This window comes from Kocuria tytonis (genome assembly GCF_003226895.2).
Lineage (GTDB): Bacteria > Actinomycetota > Actinomycetes > Actinomycetales > Micrococcaceae > Kocuria > Kocuria tytonis.
Window position 1 is genome coordinate 618,286 of the sequence record NZ_PNJG02000002.1, and the last position, 25,419, is coordinate 643,704.

Annotated in this window: 23 protein-coding genes and 2 pseudogenes; 17 read left to right on the forward strand and 8 right to left on the reverse strand. The window is 67.0% G+C overall.

Annotated elements, in window-relative coordinates:
* Positions 1-4: 4 nt before the first annotated feature.
* A complete protein-coding gene (locus C1C97_RS08710) occupies positions 5-1,891 on the reverse strand; it encodes an FAD-binding monooxygenase (protein ID WP_121031254.1) in 1,887 nt (628 codons plus the stop codon).
* Positions 1,892-2,212: 321 nt separating this feature from the next.
* Between C1C97_RS08710 and C1C97_RS08715 the strand changes: the two genes are divergently transcribed.
* The 8 genes from C1C97_RS08715 to C1C97_RS08750 all read left to right on the forward strand — a co-directional run bounded on the left by C1C97_RS08715 (position 2,213) and on the right by C1C97_RS08750 (position 10,352).
* On the forward strand, positions 2,213-3,739 hold the full coding sequence (locus tag C1C97_RS08715; RefSeq protein WP_121031256.1) for a fumarylacetoacetate hydrolase family protein: 1,527 nt from the start codon (positions 2,213-2,215) through the stop codon (positions 3,737-3,739).
* 54 nt (positions 3,740-3,793) lie between these two features.
* Complete coding sequence (locus C1C97_RS08720; RefSeq protein ID WP_121031258.1) at positions 3,794-4,483, forward strand: GntR family transcriptional regulator; 690 nt, start codon at positions 3,794-3,796, stop codon at positions 4,481-4,483.
* Between the two features lie 38 nt (positions 4,484-4,521).
* Entirely contained in the window at positions 4,522-6,057 is a 1,536-nt protein-coding gene (gene hpaE / locus C1C97_RS08725) for a 5-carboxymethyl-2-hydroxymuconate semialdehyde dehydrogenase (RefSeq protein WP_121031260.1), read from the forward strand.
* Positions 6,058-6,200: 143 nt separating this feature from the next.
* On the forward strand, positions 6,201-7,367 hold the full coding sequence (gene hpaD / locus C1C97_RS08730) for a 3,4-dihydroxyphenylacetate 2,3-dioxygenase (protein WP_012399270.1): 1,167 nt from the start codon (positions 6,201-6,203) through the stop codon (positions 7,365-7,367).
* Between the two features lie 84 nt (positions 7,368-7,451).
* Positions 7,452-8,237: a 2-oxo-hept-4-ene-1,7-dioate hydratase gene (hpaH, locus tag C1C97_RS08735; RefSeq protein ID WP_121031262.1), complete on the forward strand. Its 786-nt coding sequence runs from the start codon at positions 7,452-7,454 to the stop codon at positions 8,235-8,237.
* Positions 8,238-8,287: 50 nt separating this feature from the next.
* On the forward strand, positions 8,288-9,058 hold the full coding sequence (locus C1C97_RS08740; protein WP_121031477.1) for an HpcH/HpaI aldolase family protein: 771 nt from the start codon (positions 8,288-8,290) through the stop codon (positions 9,056-9,058).
* A gap of 16 nt (positions 9,059-9,074) precedes the next feature.
* Entirely contained in the window at positions 9,075-9,650 is a 576-nt protein-coding gene (locus C1C97_RS08745) for a dienelactone hydrolase family protein (RefSeq protein ID WP_121031264.1), read from the forward strand.
* A 270-nt stretch (positions 9,651-9,920) separates the two neighbouring features.
* A complete protein-coding gene (locus tag C1C97_RS08750) occupies positions 9,921-10,352 on the forward strand; it encodes a cytidine deaminase (RefSeq protein ID WP_121031266.1) in 432 nt (143 codons plus the stop codon).
* Between the two features lie 830 nt (positions 10,353-11,182).
* On the opposite strand, the pseudogene C1C97_RS08755 reads toward C1C97_RS08750, so the two are convergent.
* Positions 11,183-12,349 (reverse strand): annotated as a pseudogene (locus tag C1C97_RS08755) (IS3 family transposase).
* Between the two features lie 38 nt (positions 12,350-12,387).
* Between C1C97_RS08755 and C1C97_RS12775 the strand changes: the two are divergent.
* Positions 12,388-12,585 carry a transposase gene (locus C1C97_RS12775; protein WP_121031268.1) on the forward strand — a complete coding sequence of 66 codons (198 nt, stop codon included), beginning with the start codon at positions 12,388-12,390 and terminating at the stop codon, positions 12,583-12,585.
* 7 nt (positions 12,586-12,592) lie between these two features.
* Here C1C97_RS12775 and C1C97_RS12190 read toward each other — a convergent pair whose 3' ends face one another.
* Positions 12,593-12,808: a hypothetical protein gene (locus C1C97_RS12190; RefSeq protein WP_145011631.1), complete on the reverse strand. Its 216-nt coding sequence runs from the start codon at positions 12,806-12,808 to the stop codon at positions 12,593-12,595.
* Between the two features lie 283 nt (positions 12,809-13,091).
* Positions 13,092-14,222 (reverse strand): DUF262 domain-containing protein, encoded by a 1,131-nt coding sequence (locus C1C97_RS08765; RefSeq protein WP_121031270.1) that lies wholly within the window; start codon positions 14,220-14,222, stop codon positions 13,092-13,094.
* A gap of 68 nt (positions 14,223-14,290) precedes the next feature.
* On the opposite strand from C1C97_RS08765, the gene C1C97_RS08770 reads away from it, so the two are divergent.
* From C1C97_RS08770 to C1C97_RS08790, 6 genes and pseudogenes are all read left to right on the forward strand, one after another.
* A protein-coding gene (locus C1C97_RS08770) for an IS3 family transposase (RefSeq protein WP_121031272.1) occupies positions 14,291-15,578 on the forward strand; the annotation gives its coding sequence in 2 pieces (ribosomal slippage) (positions 14,291-14,577 and positions 14,576-15,578; 1,290 coding nt in all).
* Positions 15,579-16,054: 476 nt separating this feature from the next.
* Positions 16,055-17,275: an IS30 family transposase gene (locus C1C97_RS08775; RefSeq protein ID WP_407657267.1), complete on the forward strand. Its 1,221-nt coding sequence runs from the start codon at positions 16,055-16,057 to the stop codon at positions 17,273-17,275.
* Between the two features lie 51 nt (positions 17,276-17,326).
* Positions 17,327-17,782 (forward strand): annotated as a pseudogene (locus C1C97_RS08780) (transposase); the annotation flags it as partial.
* 16 nt (positions 17,783-17,798) lie between these two features.
* Positions 17,799-18,089 carry a nucleoside/nucleotide kinase family protein gene (locus C1C97_RS12195; protein ID WP_145011640.1) on the forward strand — a complete coding sequence of 97 codons (291 nt, stop codon included), beginning with the start codon at positions 17,799-17,801 and terminating at the stop codon, positions 18,087-18,089.
* Between the two features lie 59 nt (positions 18,090-18,148).
* On the forward strand, positions 18,149-18,637 hold the full coding sequence (locus tag C1C97_RS08785) for a tetratricopeptide repeat protein (protein ID WP_121031276.1): 489 nt from the start codon (positions 18,149-18,151) through the stop codon (positions 18,635-18,637).
* A 282-nt stretch (positions 18,638-18,919) separates the two neighbouring features.
* Positions 18,920-19,504: a maleylpyruvate isomerase N-terminal domain-containing protein gene (locus tag C1C97_RS08790; RefSeq protein WP_121031278.1), complete on the forward strand. Its 585-nt coding sequence runs from the start codon at positions 18,920-18,922 to the stop codon at positions 19,502-19,504.
* 166 nt (positions 19,505-19,670) lie between these two features.
* Here C1C97_RS08790 and C1C97_RS08795 read toward each other — a convergent pair whose 3' ends face one another.
* Positions 19,671-20,348: an enoyl-CoA hydratase/isomerase family protein gene (locus C1C97_RS08795; RefSeq protein ID WP_121031280.1), complete on the reverse strand. Its 678-nt coding sequence runs from the start codon at positions 20,346-20,348 to the stop codon at positions 19,671-19,673.
* Positions 20,349-20,473: 125 nt separating this feature from the next.
* Here C1C97_RS08795 and C1C97_RS08800 point away from each other — a divergent pair, with 125 nt between their 5' ends.
* Positions 20,474-21,898 carry a dihydrolipoyl dehydrogenase family protein gene (locus tag C1C97_RS08800; protein WP_121031282.1) on the forward strand — a complete coding sequence of 475 codons (1,425 nt, stop codon included), beginning with the start codon at positions 20,474-20,476 and terminating at the stop codon, positions 21,896-21,898.
* Between the two features lie 209 nt (positions 21,899-22,107).
* Here C1C97_RS08800 and C1C97_RS08810 read toward each other — a convergent pair whose 3' ends face one another.
* The 3 genes from C1C97_RS08810 to C1C97_RS08820 all read right to left on the reverse strand — a co-directional run bounded on the left by C1C97_RS08810 (position 22,108) and on the right by C1C97_RS08820 (position 24,880).
* Positions 22,108-22,839: a hypothetical protein gene (locus C1C97_RS08810; protein ID WP_233542843.1), complete on the reverse strand. Its 732-nt coding sequence runs from the start codon at positions 22,837-22,839 to the stop codon at positions 22,108-22,110.
* Between the two features lie 296 nt (positions 22,840-23,135).
* The gene (locus tag C1C97_RS08815) at positions 23,136-23,969 is read right to left on the reverse strand and encodes a hypothetical protein (RefSeq protein WP_121031284.1); all 834 of its coding nucleotides are present in this window, start codon (positions 23,967-23,969) and stop codon (positions 23,136-23,138) included.
* 95 nt (positions 23,970-24,064) lie between these two features.
* Positions 24,065-24,880, reverse strand: a complete 816-nt coding sequence (locus C1C97_RS08820; RefSeq protein ID WP_121031286.1) for a sulfurtransferase — start codon at positions 24,878-24,880, stop codon at positions 24,065-24,067.
* Between the two features lie 123 nt (positions 24,881-25,003).
* Here C1C97_RS08820 and C1C97_RS08825 point away from each other — a divergent pair, with 123 nt between their 5' ends.
* Positions 25,004-25,396: a DoxX family protein gene (locus tag C1C97_RS08825; protein ID WP_233542844.1), complete on the forward strand. Its 393-nt coding sequence runs from the start codon at positions 25,004-25,006 to the stop codon at positions 25,394-25,396.
* The last annotated feature ends 23 nt before the right edge of the window (positions 25,397-25,419 follow it).

Here is a 25,419-nt window from a genome sequence, read left to right on the forward strand (position 1 = left end):
CGGGTCAGTTCTTGCGGAGGAACTTCCCGAAGAAGCCGGAGAGCTCTGCGGTGGCGTCCAGCGGCAGGACCGCGGCCACGTAGTGGTCCGGGCGGACCACCACCACGGCGCCGTTACGGCTGATCTTCCGGAGGTCGAAGATGTCCTCGTCCGGAACGGCGGCGTACACGCGCTCCCAGTAGTTCACCCCGAACGTGCCCACCTGCGGCTTGAAGGCGCGCGGCACCCTGTTGATGTCCACCTCCGTGTAGGGCTGCTGGTAGGTGACGTCCACGTCGAAGAGGGTGGCCTCGCCGTCGCCCTCGCGGCGGTAGGCCTGCAGCGGGGACGTGGGATCGTTCTGCAGCCACTCGGCGAACGCGGTGGTGGGGGAGTCCGCACCGGCCTCGGCGGCGTCCGCGTAGACGTGGATGCGCCAGCGCCCGTCCGCGGTGGCCTCGTGGCCCTGGTGCACCACCACGGAGTCGCACACCCGCTGGACCCGCGCGGACTTGAAGCGCTTGCCCACGGGGTAGCCCTGCGCGAGGTCCTGGTGCTCGGTGCCCGCCACGATCAGCGAGGGCTGGTACTCGGTCATGAAACCGGCCGGGAACTCGGCGGTCTTGACGTAGAACTCCTCCAGGTACTTGGGGTCCGGGAGCTTGTCCTGCGGGGTGGCCATCAGCGTGGACCACTCGCGGTCGAAGTCGATCAGGTTCTTGGCGATGACCTGGCGCTCCTCGGAGTAGGTGTCCAGGAGGGAGGCGTCCGCCCGGCCCGAGAGCACCGCGCCGAGCTTCCAGCCCAGGTTCCAGCCGTCCTGCATGGACACGTTCATGCCCTGGCCGGCCTTCGCGGAGTGGGTGTGGCACGCGTCCCCGGCAATGAACACGCGGGGCACACGGGTGCCGCGGTCCTCGGTGTCCACGTCGTCGAAGTGGTCCGTGAGGCGGTGACCCACCTCGTACACGGAGGACCACGCCACGGACTTCACTTCCACGCTGTAGGGGTGGATGATCTGGTTCGCCCGGCGGATGACCTCCTCCACGGGCGTCTTGCGGATCTCGTGGTTGTCGTCCTCGGGCACCTCGCCCAGGTCCACGTACATGCGGAACAGCAGCCCGCCCTCGCGCGGGATCAGCAGGATGGAGCCGTTCACGGAGTTGATCGCGCACTTGGTGCGGATGTCCGGGAAGTCGGTGTTGGCCAGCACGTCCATCACGCCCCACGCGTGGTTGGCGCCCTGGCCCTCGAGCTTGCGGCCGATGGACTTGCGCACGCGGGACGCGGCGCCGTCGCACCCGAAGACGTGCTTGGCGCGCACGGTGCGCTCCTCGCCCGCGCGCTCACCGGTGACGTAGCGGATGGTGACGGCTACGGGGTACTCGTGGTCCTGGTTGATCTTCAGGCCCCCGAACTCGATGCCGTAGTCCGGGACGATCTTGCCGGGACCACGGTGGGCGGAGCGCAGGAAGTAGTCCATCACGCGGGCCTGGTTCACGATCATGTGCGGGAACTCGGAGACCCCGTGGGGGTCGTCCGCGGGGCGGCCCGTGCGCACGATGTTCTGCGGGTTGGCGGGGTCCGGGTTCCAGAAGCACATCTCGCGGAGCATGAACGCCTCCTGGATGATCTCCTGGGCGAAGCCGAAGGACTGGAACGTCTCCACACTGCGCGCCTGGATGCCGTCCGCCTGACCGATCTCCAGCCGGCCGGGGCGGCGCTCGATGAGCCGGGTGCTGACCTCCGGGTACTGGGAGAGCTGGGCGGCGGCGATCACACCGGCCGGGCCCGATCCCACGATGAGCACGTCCATGGTGTCCGGAAGGTCCTCGGGGCGGTCGATGCCGTGACCGCGGGGCTCCTCGATCCGGGGATCCTCGGAGACGTATCCGTTCTGATGAAAGAGCATGCCTTCTCCTGCGTTCTGGGATGGTGTGGGCCGAGGGCCCTGCCCGGGAGGAGCCACGTTGCTCGTTCCGCGGGGAGCCGGTGGGAGGTCGAGGGTGTAATGCGGATCATATACGATGTGTGAGCTGAGTGACAGACTGCCGCCGGAAGTCGCGCCCGTGTGCCGCACCCCGGCCATCGGTTGCAGGCCCGGATCGAGGGGGATCGGGAGACATTCCGCGCCACCCCGGCGACAATGGTGTGAGCCGGACCACTTGCTCAGCCTACCCGGATAATATACGATTTCAAATAACATTCTGACGATCACGAGGAGGCGGTCCCGGTGGCCGAGAACCCCCAGAACGCTCGGAGCACCTCGGAGGGAGCCGTGCGTCCCGTGCCCGTCCACCCCGGCAAGATCATCGCCGTGCACGTGGCCTACGAGTCCCGTGCCGCCCAGCGCGGTCGCAAGCCGGCCGTGCCCTCCTACTTCATCAAGCCCGCGAGCTCGCTGGCCGGTTCCGGTGCCGCGGTGGAGCGTCCCGCCGGCACGGAGCTGCTGGCGTTCGAGGGCGAGATCGCCCTGGTGATCGGTGAGCCCGCCAGGAACGTGTCCCTCGAGGACGCCTGGGACCACGTGGCCGCGGTCACGGCCTCCAACGACTGGGGCCTCTACGACCTGCGGGCCTCGGACAAGGGATCCAACCTGCGCAACAAGGGCCGGGACGGCTACACCTCCCTGGGTCCCGCGCTGATCGACGCCCGTGAGGTCTCCCCGGAGCAGCTGCGCGTGCGCACGTGGCGCAACGGCCAGGTGGTCCAGGAGGACACCACGGCGCCGGAGAACATGATCTTCCCGCTCGCCCAGTTCGTGGCGGACCTCTCTCAGCACGTGACCCTGGAGGAGGGGGACGTGATCCTCACGGGCACGCCCGCCGGGTCCTCGGTGGCACAGCCCGGGGACGTCGTGGAGGTGGAGGTGGACGCGCCGAGCGCGGCCGGGGCGCCGTCGTCGGGCCGCCTGGTCAGCCGCGTGACCGAGGGCACCGAGGGCTTCGACGAGGGCCTGGGCGCGATGCCCGCCGTGAACGACACCCAGCGCGAGGAGGCCTGGGGTTCCCGCGAGGCCGCGGGGCTGCCCGAGCAGGGCACGGAGAACGCACTCAGCCCTGCCCTGCGCGCGATGCTCGACAAGGCCCCCACCGCGGGTCTCTCCGCCCAGCTGCGCAAGCGCGGGCTCAACAATGTGGTGGTCGCGGACGTCTTCCCGCAGACCCCCGGCACTAAGCTCGTGGGCACCGCCAAGACCCTGCGTTTCGTGCCCAACCGCGAAGACCTCTTCACGAGCCACGGCGGCGGCTACAACGCCCAGAAGCGCGCGTTCGACGCCGTGGGCGAGGGCGAGGTGATCGTGATCGAGGCGCGCGGCGAGACCGGTTCCGCAACCCTCGGGGACGTCCTCGCGCTGCGGGCGCGCCACAACGGTGCGGCCGGGGTGGTCACGGACGGCGGCGTGCGCGACTACGCGGCGGTGCAGGAGATCGGGCTGCCCGTGTTCTGCAAGGGCCCCAACCCGGCCGTGCTCGGCCGGCGGCACGTGCCGTGGGAGGCGGACGTGGCCGTGGCCTGCGGCAACGTGACCGTGCTGCCGGGTGACGTCATCGTGGGGGACGACGACGGCGTCGTCGTGATCCCGCGCGAGCTCGCCGAGGAGGTGGCCAAGGACGCCCTGGCCAAGGAGCACGAGGACGCCTGGGTGGCCGAGCGCGTGGCCGAGGGGCACCCGGTGGACGGGCTGTTCCCGCCCACGGGGGAGTGGAAGCAGAAGTTCCAGCAGTGGCTGGCCGAGAACCCGCTGCCCTCCGAGTGACCTGTCCCTGAGCACCCGCCCCCACTGAGCCCCCCGAGCCGAACCGAGGACCGCATGCCCCTGACCGCGAACGCCGCACCCTCCAAGGCGCAGCGCGCGTACGACTGGATCAAGGCCCAGATCATGTCCCAGGCGTTCTCCCCGGGCTACCGTCTGGTGCTCGCGAGCATCGCCGAGACGCTGGGCATGTCCGTGGTGCCGGTGCGCGAGGCCATCCGGCGGCTCGAGGCCGAGGGCCTGGTGACGTTCGAGCGCAACGTGGGCGCGCGGGTGTCCATGGTCGACGGCGAGCAGTACACGTACAGCATGGAGGTCCTCGCGGTCCTGGAGGGCGCGGCCACCGCGCTGTCCGCGGCGCACATCACCGCCGAGGACCTCGCCCACGCGCGGGAGCTCAACGCCTCCATGGAGGCGTCCCTGAAGAATTTCGACCCGCAGACGTTCACGGAGACCAACCACGAGTTCCACCGGGTGCTCGCGTGCCGGTGCCCCAACGAGCGGCTCAACGACCTGGTCACGGTGGAGTGGGAACGCCTCAACCACCTGCGGACCTCCACGTTCTCGTTCGTCCCGGAGCGCGCCCGCGCCTCGGTGAACGAGCACCACCACATCCTCCACCTCATCGAGACCCACGCCCCGGCGGACGCCGTGGAGCGTGCCGTCCGCCAGCACCGCGCCGCGACCCTCGCCAGCTACCTCAGCAGCCGCGAGGACCGTGGTGCGGCGCAGCGGCGCACCGCGTGAGACAACCCACCGAATCCACTGATACGAGGAGTCATCCCATGGCCGCTCTGCAGGACACCAAGCCCGAGAACCTTCCCGAGTCCATCCGCCACTACATCGGCGGCGAGTGGGTGGACTCGATCGACGGGGACACGTTCGACGTGCTCAACCCCGTGACCAACGAGCCCTACATCAAGGCCGCCTCCGGCAAGAAGGCGGACATCGAGGCCGCCGTGGCCGCCGCCAAGAAGGCGTTCGAGGAGGGCCCGTGGCCCAAGATGCTCCCGCGTGAGCGCTCCCGGATCCTGCACAAGATCGCGGACATCGTGGAGTCCCGCGGGGACCAGCTGGCCGCCATGGAGTCCTACGACTCCGGCCTGCCCATCACCCAGGCGCTGGGTCAGGCCCGCCGCGCGGCGGAGAACTTCCGCTTCTTCGCGGACCTGGTGGTCGCCCAGATCGACGACGCCTACAAGGTCCCCGGGCGCCAGGTGAACTACGTGAACCGCAAGCCCATTGGCGTGGCCGGTCTGATCACCCCGTGGAACACCCCGTTCATGCTCGAGTCCTGGAAGCTGGGCCCCGCCCTGGCCACCGGCAACTGCGTGGTGCTCAAGCCCGCAGAGTTCACCCCGCTCTCCGCCTCCCTGTGGCCGGGGATCTTCGAGGAGGCCGGCGTGCCCGCCGGTGTGTTCAACCTGGTCAACGGCTTCGGCGAGGAGGGCTACGCCGGTGACTCCCTGGTCAAGCACCCGGACGTGCCCCTGATCTCCTTCACGGGCGAGTCCCGCACGGGCCAGATCATCTTCGGCAACGCCGCCCCGTACCTCAAGGGCCTGTCCATGGAGCTGGGCGGCAAGTCCCCGGCCGTGGTCTTCGAGGACGCGGACCTCGAGGCCGCGATCAACGCCACGGTCTTCGGGGTGTTCTCCCTCAACGGCGAACGCTGCACCGCGGGCTCGCGCATCCTGGTGCAGCGCGGGATCTACGACGAGTTCGTGGAGCGCTACGCCGCGCAGGCCAAGCGGGTGAAGGTGGGTCTGCCCTCGGACCCCAGCACCGAGGTGGGTGCCCTGGTGCACCCGGAGCACTACGAGAAGGTCATGTCCTACGTGGAGATCGGCAAGCAGGAGGCCCGCCTGGTGGCCGGTGGCGGCCGCCCCGAGGGCTTCGAGACCGGCAACTACGTGGCGCCCACGGTGTTCGTGGACGTCAAGCCGGACGCCCGGATCTTCCAGGAGGAGATCTTCGGTCCGGTGGTGGCCATCACCCCGTTCGACACGGACGAGGAGGCCCTGGAGCTCGCGAACAACACCAAGTACGGCCTGGCGGCCTACATCTGGACCAGCGACCTCAAGCGCGCCCACAACTTCGCGCAGAACGTGGAGGCGGGCATGGTGTGGCTGAACTCCAACAACGTGCGCGACCTGCGCACCCCGTTCGGCGGTGTGAAGGCCTCCGGGCTGGGCCACGAGGGCGGCTACCGCTCGATCGACTTCTACACGGACCAGCAGGCCGTGCACATCAACCTGGGCGAGGTGCACAACCCGGTGTTCGGCAAGCAGGAGGACGCCGCCGCCAAGACGGACGGCTGAGCCCCGCCCACGCAGCACTCCCACGCCGGTCCCACGCCGCTCCGCCCCGCCGCGGGCCGCACGGTCCGCGGCGGCGGGCGGCGCCAGAACCCCACGACCCTTTCACTGTCATCACGAGGCACTCTCACCACGAAGGACACACCATGACGAATCCCGCTGACCGGACGATGACGTCCTCGGGCTTCTATGTTTCGCAGGAAGCCCCGATCACCACCGACAACCCCATCAAGACCCCCTCCGTGCCCGCGCCGGACATCCTGCGCTGCGCGTACATGGAGCTCGTGGTCACGGACCTCGCGGCCTCCCGCGAGTTCTACGTGGACGTGCTGGGGCTCACGGTCACGGAGGAGGACGAGAACACCGTCTACCTGCGCTCGATCGAGGAGTTCATCCACCACAACCTGGTGCTGCGCCAGGGCCCCGTGGCCGCCGTGGCCGCGTTCTCCTACCGCGTGCGCACCCCCGAGGACCTCGACAAGGCCGTGGCCTTCTACGAGGAGCTCGGCTGCCGCGTGGAGCGCCGTGCGGAGGGCTTCACCAAGGGCATCGGCGAGTCGGTGCGCGTGGAGGACCCGCTGGGCTTCCCGTACGAGTTCTTCTACGACGTGGAGCACGTGGAGCGCCTCGCGTGGCGCTACGACCTCTACACCCCGGGCGCCCTGGTGCGCCTGGACCACTTCAACCAGGTCACCCCGGACGTGCCCCGCGCCACCAAGTTCATGCAGGACCTGGGCTTCCGCGTGACCGAGGACATCCAGGACGAGCAGGGCACGGTGTACGCCGCGTGGATGCGCCGCAAGCCCACCGTGCACGACACCGCCATGACCGGCGGCGACGGGCCCCGCATGCACCACGTGGCCTTCGCGACCCACGAGAAGCACAACATCCTGGCCATCTGCGACAAGCTCGGTGCGCTGCGCCAGTCGGACAGGATCGAGCGCGGCCCCGGCCGCCACGGCGTGTCCAACGCGTTCTACCTCTACCTGCGGGACCCGGACGGGCACCGCGTGGAGATCTACACGCAGGACTACTACACCGGTGACCCGGACAACCCCGTGGTCACGTGGGACGTCCACGACAACCAGCGCCGCGACTGGTGGGGCACCCCCGTGGTCCCCTCCTGGTACACGGAGGCGTCCCTGGTGCTGGACCTGGACGGCAACCCGCAGGAGGTCGTGTCCCGCACGGACGACTCCGAGCTCGCCGTGACCATCGGCGCGGACGGCTTCTCCTACACGCGCCCCTCCGAGGGTGAGGAGTCCATGCCGGACTGGAAGAAGGGCGAGTACAAGATGGGTCACCAGCTCTGACCCGCGACGACGACGCCGCCCGCGCCCTCGGTGGGCGAGCGGCGTCGTCGTCCACCGCGCACGCACGAACCGAAAGGCAAGGACATGCTGGACCACGAACGCGTGGTGGCCATCGCGGACGAACTGGCCGCCGCGGAGGCGAACCGCACGATGATCGAGCGCCTCACCAAGCGCTACCCGGAGATGACCGTGGAGGACTCCTACGCGGTGCAGAACGAGTGGCGCAAGCGGGCGCAGGAGTCCGGGCGGCGGCTGGTGGGCCGGAAGATCGGGCTCACCTCCAAGGTCATGCAGGAGGCCACGGGGATCACGGAACCGGACTACGGGGCGATCTTCGCGGACCAGGTCCACGAGAACGGCTCGGTGATCGAGCACGGGCAGTACTCGAACGTGCGGATCGAGGTGGAGCTCGCGTTCGTGCTCAAGGACGAGCTGCGCGGGCCGCACACGAGCATCTTCGACGTGCTGCGGGCCACCGAGTACGTGGTGCCGGCGCTGGAGATCCTCAGCTCGCGGATCCAGATGGAGGGCCGCACGATCGTTGACACCATCTCGGACAACGCGGCCCTGGGCGGGATGGTGTACGGCGGCAACCCCGTGGCGCCTGACGCCGTGGACCTGCGGTGGGTGTCTGCGCTGCTGTACCGCAACGAGACCCTGGAGGACACGGGTGTTGCCGCGGCCGTGCTCAACCACCCCGCGAACGGTGTGGCGTGGCTCGCGAACAAGCTCGCGGCACACGGGGACGCGCTGGAGGCCGGGAGCATCGTGCTGGCCGGGTCCTTCACCAAGCCCATGTGGGTGCACCCCGGGGACACCGTGCACGCGGACTACGGAGAATTGGGAGCCATCACGTGTCGCTTCGAGTGAACGAGCTGATCCACACCTTCCGCGCTCCGGACGCCGCGAACCTGCCCGGCGTGCTGCCGAGCCTCAAGGACCTCTTCGCGCTGCCGCGCACCCCTGAGGACCCGGTCACGGGCATCTTCCTGTCCTCGGGCGATCCCACGGCGGCGGAGATCTGCGCGAGCGCGGGCTTCGACTACCTCCTGGTGGACGGCGAGCACTCGCCCCTGTCCCTGGAGTCCATCCAGGCGCAGCTGCGCGCGATCGCCGGGTACCCCGTGCTCTCCGTGGTGCGGGTGCCCGCCAACGACGAGGTCATCATCAAGCAGTACCTGGACCTCGGGGTGCAGTCGCTGATCGTGCCCATGGTGGACTCGGTGGCCGAGGCGGAGGCCGCGGCTCGGTCCGTGGCGTACCCGTCCGCGGGCGTGCGCGGGGTGGGTGCGGCGCTGGCCCGTTCCGGGCGCTGGGGCGGGATCCCCGGCTACCTGCCGCGCGCCCGGGAGACCATCACCCTGGTGGTGCAGGCGGAGTCCGCGGCAGCCGTGGCGGGCATCGAGCAGATCGCCGCGGTGGACGGGGTGGACGGCGTGTTCGTGGGCCCCTCGGACCTCGCCGCCTCCATGGGGCTGATCGGGGAGCAGACCCACCCGGACGTCGTCGCCGCCGTGAAGCACGTGATCACCGCGGTGCAGGGCGCGGGCAAGTTCGTGGGCGTGAACGCGTTCGCGCAGGACCAGGCGCGGGACTACCTCGCCGCGGGCGCGGACTTCGTGAACGTGGGCGCCGACGTCGCCCTGCTGGCTTCCGGGGCTCGGAACCTGGCGGGGGCGTTCCGGGGCTGAGCCCTCCGGGGCATGAATGAACCCCGGCCGCATTGCCGGGTGGGGCTACGAGGTCGTCGTCCCGGACCTGTACTCGGACGGTGGGGCGCGGCGGTGCCTGGTTGCCACGATGCGTTCCATGAGCACGGGTAAGGGCAAGGCGCTGGTGGACATCGAGACCAGTGGGCAGTGGCTGCTCGCTCAGCCGGAGACCACCGAGGCCGTGGGCATCGTCGGCTTCTGCATGGGCGGGGGCTTCGCGCTGCTGACGTGCGACCGGGACCGCTACGCCGTGGCGAGCGTGAACTACGGAACCGTCCCCGAGGACGTGGGCCACGCCTGCCCGGTGGTGGGTTCCTACGGTGCGGGGGACCTGCAGAACCGGGGTGCGGCGCAGAAGCTGGAGGCAAAGCTCGACGCAGCCTCGGTGGGGTACGACATCCAGGAGTACCCGAGCGCGGGGCACGCCCTTTTCAACGACTCGATGCCGGGACCTGCCGCCCTGGCTCCGCTGTGGCACGTGGCGGGTTTCGGGGGCACCCGAGAGGACCGCGAGCACGCGTGGCGGAGGATCGAGGACTACTTCGCGGCGCCCCTGGGTGCTTCTGCGTAGGTGTCTGACGACATGACCGGGCAGAGGGCGTGGTGTGCAGTGCGTCGTCGCCCATGGGTGTATGCACGTGGAACCGGAAGCGGACGGACCAGACCGCACGCAAGTGGGTGCCTCGCATAAGCGCGGAGGCCCCGGTAGGGCCTCCGGCAGACAACGCCCCGGTGACCGGTTCATCGTGATGACCACGATATTGGCGGGGATTCCGGGTGTCCAGGAACGCGCTCACGCGGGTACCGCAAAGGTGTCCTGGCGCCAGCCTAGAGTTCCAGTATGAAGCGGGAGCAACTGGATGAAACCGTCAACGCCTGTCTGAATCTGATTGAAGTTCGCTTTCCTCAGGGCGACCAGCGCGGGGCTGCTGCGATGCTACTCGCGGATGGGACCGTTCTCACCGGCACCGCTCCGGATGCGGTGAACCCGGCGGTGGAGGTGTGCCACGAGATCGAGCCCTACGCGGCGGCGTTCCGGCTCGACCAGGAGATCGTGGCCTCTGTGTGCTTGCACCGGGATGAAGCGGGAAGGTTCCTGGTCCTCAGCCCGTGCGGCGTGTGCCGGGAGAGGCTGGCCGTTCACGGACCCGACGTGCTGGTGGGTGTCGCGGCGCCGGACGATCCCACGCAGCTTGTGTGGAAGCCGTTGCGCGAGGTGCTGCCGGACTACTGGATGACTGTGTTCCCGGGTGAGGCTACCGGCGGCTGGTGACGGAGCAGTGTCCACGGGGCGCAGGCATCGAGACCTGCGCTGAGAAGACCGTAGATTGCCAAATGGATTGCCGGGGATGAAGATTTCCAGTGTTTTTGCCGCGTTGGTGACCGTACTTGTCCTGGCGTGTGGCTTCGTCGTCGTCCTGCCGCGGTCCCCGGGCGGGTACGTGGGGCTGGTGACCGCCGGGACCTTTGGGGCGGGCGTGTTCTACGGGCGTCCCACCCAGCGGCTGCTCGCCCACCAGTGGCGACGAACAGCTCTGGGGTCCTCGATGATTCGCTGGACCAGGCCACGTTCGCTGGCCCGAGTGCTGGACCGGGCGCGGTGGAACCGGCAGGTACGTCGCCCCATCAGGTCCTTCGCCGACCTTAATCCGTTCAGGTCTGATGCCGCCGGGTCACTGGTCAGTCACGCTGTGTCGCTTGCGATCCATCTGCTGGCCGCAGCTGCTCTCACGGTCTCCGCCCATCCCTGGTGGGCCATGGGTTGCTTGGGTTTGGGGCTGGTGGTCCACGGGTGGCCGTGCCTACTTCAGATTGAGGTGCTGGTACGACTGGATGAACTCCGCGCCAAAGCACGAAGACGCGGCCGGGGAGGATTCCTCTACTAGCTGTTGCGGGTCATGACGTTGTGGTCTCTGGGGTGGAACTTCACGCATGTGAATATCGCAAACGAAAATTATCCAGACCGGGTAGCAGCTCTTCCGTGCACGACGGTCGGTCATCCCGGACACGGCTGGGAGACTCCGGGTATGAGTCGTCATGAAACCCTCACGTGCCTGGCCGAACACCTGGGGGCTGCCGCACGAACAGGTGACAGTTGGGGTGTCAGGCCGCGAGGCTCACGGCCGGGTTCATGATGGTCTCGTATTCGATGGGGGTCAATCGACCGAGGCGGGCCTGTCGGCGACGGCGGTGGTAGGTCCGCTCGATCCAGGTGATGATCGCGATTCGGAGCTCTTCTCGGGTCCGCCAGCTCTTGCGATCCAGGACGTTCTTCTGCAGCAGCGAGAAGAAGGACTCCATCGCGGCGTTGTCGCCGGCAGCGCCGACTTTCCCCATCGAGCCCACGAGGTGATGACGGTTCAGAGCGTGCACGAACTTCCGCGACTTGAACTGGGACCCGCGGTCCGAGTGGGCGATGCAGCCAGCGGCGTCGCGATGTCGGGATATCGCGTTGTCCAGGGCGTTCACCGCGAGGTGGGCCTTCATCCTGTCGCTGATCGAGCAGCCGACGATCCGGCCGGAGAACACGTCCTTGATGGCGCAGAGGTAGGGCTTGTTATCTTCTGTCCAGTGCTCGGTGATATCAGTCAGCCAGAGTTCGTTGGTGTCGTCAGCGCAGAAGTCACGCTTCACGAGGTCATCGTGGACCGGCGGCGCGGGGCGCTTCCCGTTCTTGCCGCGCTTCTTGCCGAACACGGACCACCACTGATTGTCCCGGCAGATCCGCCACGCGGTCCGCTCGCACATGCGCTGGCCAGCGGCCTCCGCTTCGCCGACCAGGAACCGATACCCGAACTCGGGATCATCGCGGTGGGCGTCGAACAACGCGTTCGCCCGGTAGGCCTCGACCAGCTCAGACTCCGTGACCTGTTGTTTCCGCCATCGGTAGTAGGGCTGGCGGGAGAGCTTTGAGGACCCGCAGGGACACCGCGACGGGGATACCGTCGGCAGCGAGCTCGTTCACGAGCGGGTAGAGGATTTTCCCGGCAGGTTCGCCTGCGAGAGATACGCAGCGGCGCGGCGCAAGACCTCGTCCTCCTGCTCCAGCAGCCGGATCCGCTTACGCGCATCACGCAGCTCGGAGGACTCCTCGCGCGACTTGCCGGGACGGTTGCCGTCGTCGATGTCGGCTTGGCGGATCCATTTATGCAGCGTCATCTCGTGGACGCCGAAGTCCTTCGCGATCTGCGCGATCGTGACGCCATCCTCACGGGACCGGGCCACACGCACGACATCGTCGCGGAACTCCTGAGGGCAGGGAGCAGGCATAGTGCGCATCCTTCCAGGCCGCCCTACGGGCAAGCCAGATCAGATGTCACCTATCCGTACAGCAGCCCCCTTCTCGCACCAACAAGCGAGCAAGGATCACCAACGCTCAACGCGAGGCGATGCTCCGTGATCTACGCGCTGGCCATAGCGTCTCCGAGGTCGCTCGCACACATGGCGTGAGCAGGCCCGTGGTTTCTAAAATCAATACCGCACGTAAGGCCACTGGCGATCAGTAAGGTTTTCTCAGTTCGGATCAAAACGATCGACAAGCCATTTGGCAACCTCTAAAGCGGTTTGAGACCACTGAAGAGCATTACGTGAGGTTACTTGGTCGCCGTCACCGTGCGCGATCTTTTTCCTCGAATTTACAAGCGCTCCTAAATCATCGGATCGTCTGCTATCATCTTCACTCAAGAATTGTTCGAGCTCGCTGCGCCAATCCAGGTCGAAGGTAGCCAAGTATTCGACCAACTGCCTTGGCCTCACACCTTGACCGGATCGCAGGCCGGATGATACCCGTCGGTAAAGACGGGGGGATCCTACTCGTTGGCAATGTAGGTCGGTTGCGTCATCTCTTACCGCTTCTACTAGCCCTGCGGATCGGACAACCAAGTACCTTGTTAAAGCCCTCTCAACCGCATCGGGCATTTCTGCATCCAATGTTCGAACCATATCTTCCAGCTCTTGATGATTGTTTATGCGTTGGCGAATTGACGCTGGAGGCCACCCAGGAGTGCCGGATTTACCCATGGTCGATCAGATATTCCTTGGCCTTGGCAAGGCGCTGCTGAACAGCGTCATTGTCCGCCGTAGACTTCGTAGTGGAGGCGATAAATTCTTGATCAGACTGCAAGGCAGTAATCTTTCCTAAGAGGTCCGAAGGGACTAGTCCCTTAGACGCAGCTTCCATTACCGCGACCATGACTGCCTCAGCCTGAGCGGCGTTCACCTGCGCGCCGCCCTTGCGACGAAACGCACCGCTTCCTACCTGGGTTTCAATTTGCAGGGCGGCATCTATGAAGTAGTGGCCCGCCCTTAAGGTATCCACATTTTGCTTACGATGGGATTTCGCATATCCGTTAAGAAACTGCTTTAGCGGCCTTTTATATTTTGCGCTCTCCTCGTACAGGGCCAGAATCCGCATTACCAGCTCGTGATCTCGGATTCGCTTTGACTTTCTGCCGTACAGAGAGCGCCAATTATCATCTTCGTTTAAACGTTCAATTGCAGACATTAAATTACCCGCGTAAAGCGCTACTCTAATTTCATGGGGCGTGAGCTGGGTCCCCCCAGAGTTGAGCCGCTCAAAAATTTGATATATAGCATCATCGACCTCATCTGAACCATCGGCCGAAACAATTGTTGCCTGCATGTATGAATCATCGAGCTTGATTTTGAAACTCTCATCTAAACTATTGTATGTCAGTCCCTCAAATTGCTCACCCACATTGGAGAGGGAAAAAACACGACCCTCATGCACCCCGGCATAGAAGCGCCTTAGTGTTTCAAGCCGTTGCTGGCCATCGAGAATGAGTAGCCTATTATCTTCATGCTGCTTAATGAGGAAAATTCCAGGTATGGGGTATCCGAGCAGCAGAGATTCAATAAACTTGTCCATCTGGCCTTTAGACCATACAAACCCGCGCTGAAAGCCGGCAGTCTTGACGCGATCATCGTTTCCCCGAAACTGGGGAATCAACATGGAGCCTTTCTCAAGTCGCTTTACAAGACCATCAATGGGGTAATCCTGCGTGGCAAACGTCACGGATATTGGGGATTCGTTCTTTTGCTCGAGGTCTTCACGCTCTTCACGGGATAGCGACCTAGTGAGCAGCTCGTCTTCGTCGGAAGACTCAATTTGTTCTGTTGTCATGGCGTCATGCTATCTGAATCGGCCCGGGCTTGATGCCGCTGCTGTTTGAGTCCTGAAGGATGGACAGCATGCCCAAGAAGATCGATCCCCAGCTGCGCGCGAGGTGCGTGCGGCTCGTCAGGGAGCACGCCCAGGAGTACCCCACCCTCACTGCCGCAGTTACCGCGGTCGCCCGGCGGGAGGGCGTTTCGCGGGAGTCCGTTCGGCGCTGGCTGGCCCAGGCCGAGGTCGATGATGGGACCCGTCCCGGCGTCACCAGCGAGGAGTCTGCCGAGGTCAAACGGTTGAAGACCGAGAACAAGCGGCTGCGGGAGGACAATGAGATCCTGCGCCGGGCCTCGATTTTCTTCGCGGGGAGCTCGACCCCCGAAACCGCTGATCTGCGCGTTCATCGACGAGATGCGCGCCGAGGGCTATGCAGTCGAGTCGATCCTCCGCGTCCTGTCTCAGCAGGGCCTGAGCATCGCTGCACGCACCTACCGGTCCTGGAAGCACCCGGCCCGCGTCACCGATCGGACCGTCACAGACGCTCTGGTCGAGGACAAGATCCGTGAGCTGGCCTGGACGTTCAACGCCACCACCCAGCGGTGGCAAATGACCCCTGAAGGGCTCTACGGGCGGCGGAAGTGGGTCGCGTTGCTCCGCCGTCAGGAAGGCCTGGCCGGCACCTCCTGTGGGGCGGTGGACCGGGCGATGCGCACCCTCGGCCTCGAAGGTATCCGGCGGGCGAAGAAGCTGCGCACCACCATCCCGAACCCTGATGGGAAACGGGCGGGTGACCTGCTCAATCGCGACTTCACGGCCCCGGCTCCGAACCTGGTCTGGGTCACCGATTTCACTTGCGTCCGCACCTGGGCCGGGTTCGTGTACGTCGCGTTCGTCGTCGACGTGTTCGCTCAGCGGATCGTGGGCTGGCACGCGTCCTCGAGCATGCGCACCGATCTCGTCATGACGCCACTGCGGATCGTGCTGTGGCAGTGGGAATGCGAAGGAAACCAGGTCTCACCAGGCTCTTTGGTGGCGCACAGCGATGCCGGATCGCAGTACACGTCGATCCGGTACACCGAGCACCTCGACCTCGCGGGCATCGCTCCCTCGATCGGGACCGTCGGCGATGCGTTCGATAACGCGCTCATGGAGACGGTCAATGGGCTGTTCAAGACCAAGTGCATCCGCACCACCGTCTTCCACCACGGCCCGTTCCGGACGCTCTCAGACGTCGAGTTCGCGACTGCCGGCTGGGTCGACTGGTACAACAACTGGCGCCTCCACGGCTCCCTGGGGATGCTGACCCCGGTAGAGTCCGAGACGCTCCACTACGAGCCCCTCACCCGAGAGCCCGCACCCACAAAGTAGCGGCAGAGAACCCGGGCCGATTCAGGTGAACGAGGTGTGGTTGACCGAGATCGCTGAACACCGCACCCCTTGAGTTCCAGCCATCGTCGCAACACTCTGATCGAGAGGTGCGTGCGATGGTTATTCGGCCGAGGGGTAGGGAGAATGTGCAGTACAAGGCGAAGGAGCGGGACGAGTTCTTCCGTCGGCTTGATCGTGGCGGCACGATCCGTGCTGTCGCGGCTGAGCTGGGGCTGAGCGTTGAGTCGTGTTACCGGTGGCGAAATGAGGCTGGCGTATCGACTTCCCGTGCGAAGAGCCGGGTTTATACGGCTGAGGACAAGGCCGAGTTCTTCCGCCTGCTGGCGTCGACGGGGAACGTGTCGAAGGTCGCGAAAGAGCTCGGGTTCGTGCGGGTCACTTGCTACAAGTGGGCGCATCAGGCGGGGATCTTCACGGGGAAGGACACCCGCGCTCAACGAGCACGGTTTGAGCGGTTGCGTGCCGACGGTGTCAGTCGGGCGGATGCTGCGAGACGGGTCGGCGTGGACAAGCGCTCTGCGCAAGATTGGGACAAGGGCATCAAGCAGATAACGGGCGGACGCGTTCACCCCGACGGTCGTGTAGTTCGCTACCGTCAGGTGGCGATACTGGCGAATGTGAAGAGCCCGCGTGATGCCTATACGAGAGGCGCCCCGGTTGATCTGGCGCGTCTTGAGACTGTTATCGATTCTCGCTACCTGAGTTTGATCGAACGAGAGCGTATTCACGATCTACGCAGCCGCGGGGACTCGATAAGGTCGATCGGGCGGGCGCTGGGGCGGAGCGCGTCGACGATCAGCCGGGAGATCGCCCGCAACACGGCCACGACAGTCGGCTATCTTCCTTACGCGGCGCACCGGATCGCGGCGGCGCGCCGACCGAGGCGACGTGCATGCAAACTCGAATCTGCTGGCGATTTGCGCGCCTATGTGGCAGCGAAGTTGCGTAAACGATGGTCACCAGAGCAGATCAGTCACCGGCTCGTGAAAGACTTCCCGGACGATCAAGGGATGCGGGTGAGCACCGAAACGATCTACCAGGCGATTTACGTCCAAGGACGCGGCGCTCTGAAACGCGAGATCGCCGCGTCGATGAGGCGCGGGCGGACAACACGAAAACCACGGCGCGATCCAGCGAAGAGAACCAGTCGCTTCGTGGACCCTATGGTCTCCATCGCTGAGCGGCCCGCGGAAGCTGAGGATCGTGCAATCCCTGGGCATTGGGAAGGGGACCTCATCGTCGGCACGATGGGACGATCAGCAATCGGAACACTCGTCGAGCGATCAAGCCGCTTCGTTACCCTCGTGCACCTTGAACATGACCACACGGCCGAGACCGTGCGCGATGGCCTCATCACCACCGTCGCTGATTTGCCAGCAGCGCTACGCCGCTCGCTGACCTGGGACCAGGGCACCGAGATGTCGGGGCATGTGGGGTTCCAGACCGCCACCGATATGGCGGTGTACTTCTGTGATCCGGGCAGCCCCTGGCAGCGCGGCAGCAACGAGAACACGAACGGTCTCCTACGCCAGTACTTCCCGAAGGGCACCGATCTCTCCCGCCACACGCCCGCAGAATTGCGACGCGTGGCAGAGGACCTCAACGAACGTCCACGCAAGACGCTCGACTGGGACACTCCAGCCGAACGACTCCATGCTTTACTGAATGCGAGTTGAACCAGTGTTGCGACGATGGCTGGAACTCAAGCCCGGGAAGGCAAGGTGTAGTTGTGCGCCGTGAAAGACGTCTACTCGGGCAGGATCGCCGGGTACGCGATCAGCGACCGTATGAAAGCTCGATTGGCGGTCGCGGCCCTGAATTCTGCCCTCACGCGGCGTCGAGGTGACGGCCATGACGTGAGCGAGTGCATCGTGCATTCGGATCGAGGATCGCAGTTTCGGAGCCGAACGTTCGTGTCCGCGCTCAAGCGCCACGGGTTGCGCGGATCCATGGGGCGCGTGGCGGCCTGTGGTGACAACGCGGCGATGGAAAGCTTCTTCGCGCTGCTGCAGAAGAACGTCCTTGACCGCCAGTCGTGGGCGAACCGCGACACGCTCAGGGTCGAGATCGTGTCCTGGATCGAGCGGACGTATCACCGCCGCCGGCGTCAGGACCGACTCAGGCGATTGACTCCGATCGGGTTCGAAACCATCATGACCACAGCAGTCGATTTGGCTGCCTAACACCTGTCACCTATCCGTGCAGCAGTCCCTGGTGCTGGTAGACGGGATTTTTCTGCATCGCCCTGATCTGCGCGATGAGTGGGATGGTTCCGTGTGGGTTGATGTTCCGTTCAGCGTCTCGGTGCCGAGAGGAAACGCGCGTTTTCCCGGCGAACACGACCCAGATCCGGAGGCCGAAGAACATTATCGCTACGTGAGTGGCCAGCGGGTCTATTTGGCGGAGGTTTCTCCCCGGGAGGTTGCGACGTGGGTTCTCGACAATGCGAGCCTTGACCGCCCCAGACTTTCCTGGGGAACCATGGGCTGATGTTGATGCCCTGCTGAAAATTGGAGTGCTGGAGAGGTTCTGGGTGCAATAATTCGCCCATGAACCTTGACGCTCAACTCGATCGGATCGTTGCGGCGCGCGACCGCAGCAACATGCAACCCACCATCGACGCGCTGGAGCCCCTCTACCAAGCGCATCCGGAGAACCCGCGTGTGCTGTACGAGATCGGGGGTGCCTACGACACGGACGGCCAGGAAGAAAAGGCGGCCAACTTCTACGAGCGGGCTCTCGCCCACGGACTCAGTGGTGACCTCTTACGCCGTTGCTACCTGCAGTACGGTTCGACCTTGCGAAACATCGGCCGCGTGGAGGAGTCACTGGCCGTGTTCAGAACGGCCCGGCAGACCTTCCCTGATTCGCCCTCGCTGGCGACCTTCCAAGCCGTGACGATGCATGCGGCAGGCCGCCCCGACGATGCCATCGCGACCCTTCTCCAAGTGATCGCCGAGCACGTCACCACGGCGGACATTGACAGGTACAAACCAGCGATTCTCGGGAACGCAGCCTATATACGCGATCTCCAGTAGAAGCTCACGCTTCGGCACTTGCGCACCTTTGGCTGGCAGTGACTGCGACCGTGATAGCACTGCACGCGACACAGTTCCTATGAGCGCCAACTGTCGTTGCAGAAGCTCGCGGTCCCCTGAGACAGTAGTAACCGAGGGATGCCAGAAGACGGAGCTCGTGATGAGCCCAACCTATCTACCTACCCCCCCCGATGGGGGCGGTGGCTTGTCCACGCCCTCTCGTACCCCGCTATGGGAAGAACTCCAGAGCGCTTCAGGACGGCGCGGCACTAATATCGACGCATGGACTCGATGACGAATGTGCTCAGCGATTCGGTTATGCAGATGCGGTCGCTTCTGGGCGCCGTTGCAGACATATCATGGGCGGCACCCGCCGGCGACGTGGAGTGGTCCTGCCGTGACACGGCGGCGCACGTGGCAGACGATCTGTTCTCCTACGCGTCCCAGATGATCGCCGAACCCCAGGACAACTATCTGCCCATTGACGCCGTGATCGATCCGAACGCAACTAACCGCCAGATTCTTGACGCAATCGCCATGTGCGGCCGAATGCTTGAGCTGGCCGTCGAGAACGCCCGGCCCGAGGCCACGGGCTGGCACCCCTATGGAGTGTCGGACGGCTCCGGGTTCGCTGCAATGGGTGCCGTCGAGGTCCTTGTCCACACCTATGACATGGCCTGTGGCCTGCGTCTGGAATGGAAGCCACCCGCGACCTTGTGCACGCCACTACTGGATCGGCTCTTCCCCAACTCACCCACCGGTGATCCCACTGCCGTGCTTCTTTACAGCTGCGGTCGAGCACCCCTGGGCGAATGCCCTCGGTTAGACGCGTGGTCGTGGGACGCCACTGTCCCTATCACGCACTGACTTCTTGCGTTCGTTGGGTGCTGTGGCTTCTTTCAGTTGTCACCGGCCGTGGAACACGGGCGGGCGTGAGCCCACCGCGCCAGTCCCACCCGTCCCGCGACATGCTGGCGCGAAGACAGTGTGACTCGGGTGGTGCGCCGCGTACGCACAGCATCAAGAGGTTGGCTCAGGCGTCCGACTCCACGGTGAGCTGCTCCGGGCGGTGCAGCGCGTCCACCACGTCCGCGTACCGCCGCCGCTTATTCGCGGCCAGGACGGAGCCGCGGAGCGGGCTCAGCTCACCGGCCCGGCGCACGGCGTGGGCCAGCAGATCCGCGCCGGGAACGGCGTCGTCGACAATTCCTGCCGCGGCGGCCGCGGGGGCGTCGTAGCGCTGGGACAGGATCATCGCACGGTGGACCTCGCGCGGCGCGAGGCGTGCGGAGACCAGGGCGGTTAGCCCGGAGGTGAACGGGACCCCGATGGAGGTCTCCGGGAGGCACAGGAACCCGCGCTCCGACCGGGCGCAGCGCTCGTCGCACGCCAGGGCCAGCAGCAGCCCACCGCCGTAGCAGTGGCCGTTGGCCGCGCAGACGGTGGGGACCTCCAGGACCAGGAGACGGGCGAGGAGCCCCTGGAACGCCTTGCCGTATCCGGGCTCGACGAACAGATCCGGCACGAGACCGTTCGAGAAGAACTTGCCCTGCGCCGTGATCACCAGCGCGAGATCCCCCGGTGTGGACTCCACCTGCGTGAGCGCGGCGTCGATGGCCTGGATCCGCTCGTGGGTGAAGCGGTGGTCGCCCTCGGGCGAGTCACTGATGTCGAGGACGAAGACATTTTCCTGGCGGGTCAGCTGAGTCATCTCGTCAGCATCGCACACGCCCGCGCATGGACGCGGCTGGACAACCAGCGCCGGGGCCGCACCGGGAACAGCGGTGCGCACCATCCATCTAGACTCGCCCCACACCCACGACGAACGGAGCCCTCATGACCACCGCGAACCAAAGCACCCCGGAAACCGGCACGAGCGCGGAGGACGTCGCGGACGTCGTCGTGATCGGCGGCGGGCCCACGGGGGAGAACGTGGCGCAGTACGCCCACGAGGGCGGGCTCTCCGCCGTCATCGTGGAGGAGGCCCTCATGGGTGGGGACTGCTCCTACTACGCGTGCATGCCCAGCAAGGCCCTGCTGCGCCCCGTGGAGGTGGCGCGCACCGCCGCGCACCTGGACGGCGTGGACTCCCCGGCCGTCCGGGTGCGGGAGCTGCTCGCGCGCCGGGACGCGTGGGTCTCCCACTACGACGACGCCGGGCAGGTCCGCTGGGCACAGGACGCCGGTCTGCGCGTGGTGCGCGGGCACGGTGAGATCACGGGGCCGCGCACCGTCCGGGTCACCGGGCCGGACGGCGAACGGACGCTCACGGCCCGGCGCGCGGTGGTCGTGGCCACCGGCTCCACCGGGGTGGTCCCGCCCGCCCTGGAGGGTCTGCACGCGTGGAGCTCCAAGGACGCCACCGGGGTCGTGGAGGTCCCGCCGCGCCTGGCGATCGTGGGCGGCGGCGTGGTGGCCGTGGAGGCCGCCACCTGGCTGGCCGCGCTCGGCTCCTCCGTCACGCTGCTCGTGCGCGGCGACGCGCTGCTCGCGAAGAACGAACCGTTCGTGGGGGAGCTCGTCCGCGCGGGCCTGGAGGACGCCGGGGTGGACGTGCGGCTGAACACGACTGTGGAGACCGCTCACCGCGAGGACGCACGGGACACCGGTCTCGGCCGGATCCACGGCGGCACGGTCCGGCTGCGCACCACGGGCGATCCGCTGGAGGTGGACGAGGTGCTCGTGGCCACCGGCCGCACACCGCGCCTCACCGACCTGGGGCTGGAGTCCGTGGGGGTCACCCCGGAGGACGCCCGCGCCGGGCGGCTGCCGGACTGGCTGCACCTGATCGGGGACGCCGCCGGCACCGCCCTGCTCACCCACTGGGGCAAGTACGAGGCCCGAGTGCTCGGCTCCCGGCTCGCCGGACGGCACGAGACCGCCCCGGACGGTCCCGTTCCCGTGCCGCAGGCCGTGTTCACCGATCCCCCGGTCGGTGCCGTGGGCATGACCGGGGCCGAAGCGCGGGAGGCGGGGCACGGCGTCGTCGTCGCGGAGGCCCCGATCACCGGTGCCGCGGGTGCCGCCCTGCTGCGGGACGACGCCGCCGGGCGCGCCACACTGGTGGTGGACGAGGACTCGGGGTGCCTCCTGGGTGCCACGTTCGTGGGACCGGAGGCCACCGAACTGGTGCATGGGGCGACGATCGCGATCGTGGGGCGGGTGCCCGTGAAGCTGCTGCGCCACGCCGTGCCCAGCTATCCCACGGTCTCCGAGATCTGGCTGCGGCTGCTCGAGAGCCTCCCCGCCGCCCTGCGCTGATCCCCCGGCACTGCATCGCCTCGTGCACACGGCACGCGCGGCAGCGGCGCCGTGATCCTGCGCCACTGTCTGCTGTCCTACGTGTTCAGCACGGTCATCCTGGCGGCCACGGTGAACGTGGTGCTCGGTGTGCTGCCAGGATGACCGTGCCTGCTCCTCTCCCCGCGCGGAGCGCCCCGCCACGACGGACGACGGGTGGTGTGGGGGCCCTATGAGCCGGAGCGGACGGATTTCAGGATCGCGTCCACGGTTCCGGCATCGTCCGTCTGATTGATCTCGTTGACCAGCTCGACACCCTTGGCCTGGGACAGGGGGCGGTTCCCCTCGTTGACGGGTCCGTAGTAGAACTCCGCCCACAGGTCCGCGCGTCCCTTGCCGCTCTTGAGGTGCACGATGCCCTTGTCGTCGGACTCCGTGAGTCCCCACAGCACGGCGTCCTCGCGGTCCTTGCGCTGCGGGGCCGCCACATAGGTGGAGTACGTGAACACCTTGGTGTTCAGCTGTTTCCCCAGCTCCGTCTCGTGCCCGATCAGGGGGTGCGTGGGGCGGGTGAACCAGCCGCCCTTGGGCGGGCGGGCCTTGGTGGAGGCCACCGTGCCCGTGACCTTCCCGTCCGGGCTGGTGAGTTCCAGGTAGCCCCGGTTCTGCTGAGCCGTCCAGTTCTCGGGGTACTTCACCGTGAACAGCTTGTCCGGGTCCGTGTAGGTCTTCGTGAGCTCATAGACGTCCGCGGTGTTCGCCTCGGCGGGTGTGACACCGTCGGCCAGTTCCGCGGGATCGGACGACGTCGCACCGGTCGCCGGGGCGCTTCCCTGCGCAGCGCCGTCGGCGCTCGCGGCCGCGCCACCCCTGTCGGGACCGGAGGAGGGACCGCCGGCGCATCCGCTGATCGCGACCGTGCCGATCAGTGCGGCCGCGGCCAGCCGGATCCGAGGTGTCATTTGCTTCGCCATAGCAAACAGGTTCGCAAGATCACCGACGGCGTGCAAGACCTCGCCCGCCCTGTGACCGAGTCGTGATTTTGAAAACGCATACACAGCCCGTCAACACGGTGGAAGTTCGCCTCTGACCTGCGGTGATGACATCGGGTGGACATGAGTGATCTTTGGGGGACAGGTGCTCGGCCCGGGGCGCGGCGGCGCACGCGACGGGCCACCGGGGCGGGGTGTCCTCGAACCCCGGACACGCAGACGCCCGGCCGGAGGGGCATCCGGCCGGGCGTGCGTCGTGGGTGCGCTCAGGCCCCGGGAACGTCCTTGGGGGTGAGGTAGCGTTCGCCGTCCTCCGTGGTCCCGAGGTCGAAGTCCCGCTCCTGCTCCTGGACGCGTTCCTCCACCATGCGCGAGTGGCGCACGGGTTCCACGGCGGGAATGCTCTCCGGGTTCTCGTACTGGACCGTGCTGTTGCCGTCATCGGTGTCCCGGTCCTGGCGGGTGGTGTCCCGGTCGGAGGCCTGCGCATCGGCGGTGGTGCGGTCCACCGTCTCCCGGCGGGTCACGTGGCGGTCATCGGTGTCCCGATCCAGGTCCGAGAGGTTCCGGTTCACCATGTCCCGGTCCGACGTATGCTCGCGCACGTCACCCCCGCCCGCGACACCCTCGTGCGCGGAACGGTTCTCGTGGTCCGGGAAGTTCTCCGGATTGTCCGACACGTTCGGGTTCGCGTCCCCGGGACGGGGCTGGAACTTGCGGGTTCCGGCCAGCGCCTCCGAGTCCACCTCGCGCGCGCTCGCGGCATCCACGGCGTCGTCGTCCACCACGGGGACACCGGTTTCCCGGATGGCCTTGGGCGGCTTGCCGCCGGTCTCGCCGCGGTCGTCACGGACTGCACCCCGGGTCGCGGAGGCGGCGGTGGCGCCGTCGGCGTCGCGAACGGTTCCCGCCCGGGGAGCGGATGCGGCGCGGCGGGATGTGCCCGGTTGGTCGGGGTCCCCGTCCGTGGCGCCCTCGTCCGGCTGGGTGTCACGGCCGGCGCGGGAGTCGTCCTGGCCCTTCATGGTGGTGGGCTGGTCCGGGTCGTCGATCTGACCGGCGGACGCGATGGGATCCGTGTTCTCGGGCTGCTGGGTCATGTCGTGCCTCCTGATGTCGTCGTGGCGCGGGCCACGTGGCGTGTGCTCCATCTTGGCACTGCGGCGGGCGGGGTGTCAGTACCCCCACGGGCGGTTCAGCTACCGGGTGACGTCTCCACCGGGCGGTCCGTGTGGGAGTACTGGGACCAGCTGCCGGGGAACAGCCGCCCCACGCCCAGCCCGGCGTGCTCGGCCACCAGCAGGTTGTGGCACGCGGTCACCCCGGAACCGCAGTACGAGATCATGCGGCTCGCGTCCGTGACCCCGGCGGCCTCGAAACGCGCCCGCAGCTCCTCGACGGGCTGCAGCGTCCGGTCCTCCGCGAGGTGCTCCCGGCACGGGACGTTCACGGCGCCGGGGATGTGCCCCGAGCGCGGATCCACGGGATCCGGGGTGGTGCCGGCGTACCGGGCCCGGTCCCTCGCGTCCACGACCACGGGCCCGTGGGCGGCCTCGTCCATGGTGGCGAGCGCTTCCCGCGGCCACGGAACGGGGGTGAAGCGGACTTCCGGGAGCACGGTGCGCCGGCGTTCCAGATCCGCGGCGGGGACGGACCCGGGGCCGCCGTCCAGCAGTGCGGCGCGGTGGCCCGTGGTGCGCAGCATCCACACGAGACGCGCGGCCATCACGCCCCCGGCGTCGTCGTACGCGACCACCGTGGTCTCGTCCCCGATGCCCGCGCGGGACATCGCGGCGGCGAAGTCCTCCGGTTCCGGCAGCGGGTGGCGCCCACCCTCGGGGGCGGCGGGTGCGGCCAGGGCGGTCTCCGTGTCCACGAACACCGCGCCCGGCAGGTGTCCCTGCAGGTACTCGGCCTCCGCGTTGCGCCCGTCCAGGTACATGCGGGCGTCCGCGAGCACCACCTCGTCGCGGTGCTCGGCCAGCCACTCGGGAGAGACGAAGGGGTCCACGGGGCATCTCCTCGGTTCGACGACGCTGCTCGTTGCGTTCCAGGGTAGGTCCCCCGGGGCAGTGGGGGCCACGCCGTCGTCGTGCGTCCTGCGCCGACGCCTACCCACCGGTACCGTGAAGCCATGACGACAAAACCGATGACCGCCCGCCGCAAGGCCAACCGTTCCGCCGTGTTCTCCGGACTGGCCCTGACCGGCATGGGGGTGCTGCACCTGGTCCGCCCCGCGGGGTTCGACAAGCTGGTTCCGGAGCAGCTGCCCGGGACCGCCCGGCAGTGGTCCGTGTACTCCGGGTACGTGGAACTGGCCACCGCCGCCCTGCTGCTGGTTCCGGCCACTCGCCGCGTCGGCGGTGCCGTGTCCGCCGCGCTGTTCGTGGGCGTGTGGCCCGGGAACTGGAAGATGGCGTGGGACTGGCGGCACGAGCCCGCGTCCAAGCAGGTCATCTCCCTGGGGCGGTTGCCGCTGCAGATCCCGATGATCGTCAGCGCGGTGAAGATCGCCCGCAACGCCTGAGAGCGGCGGGGCACCACGCGCTC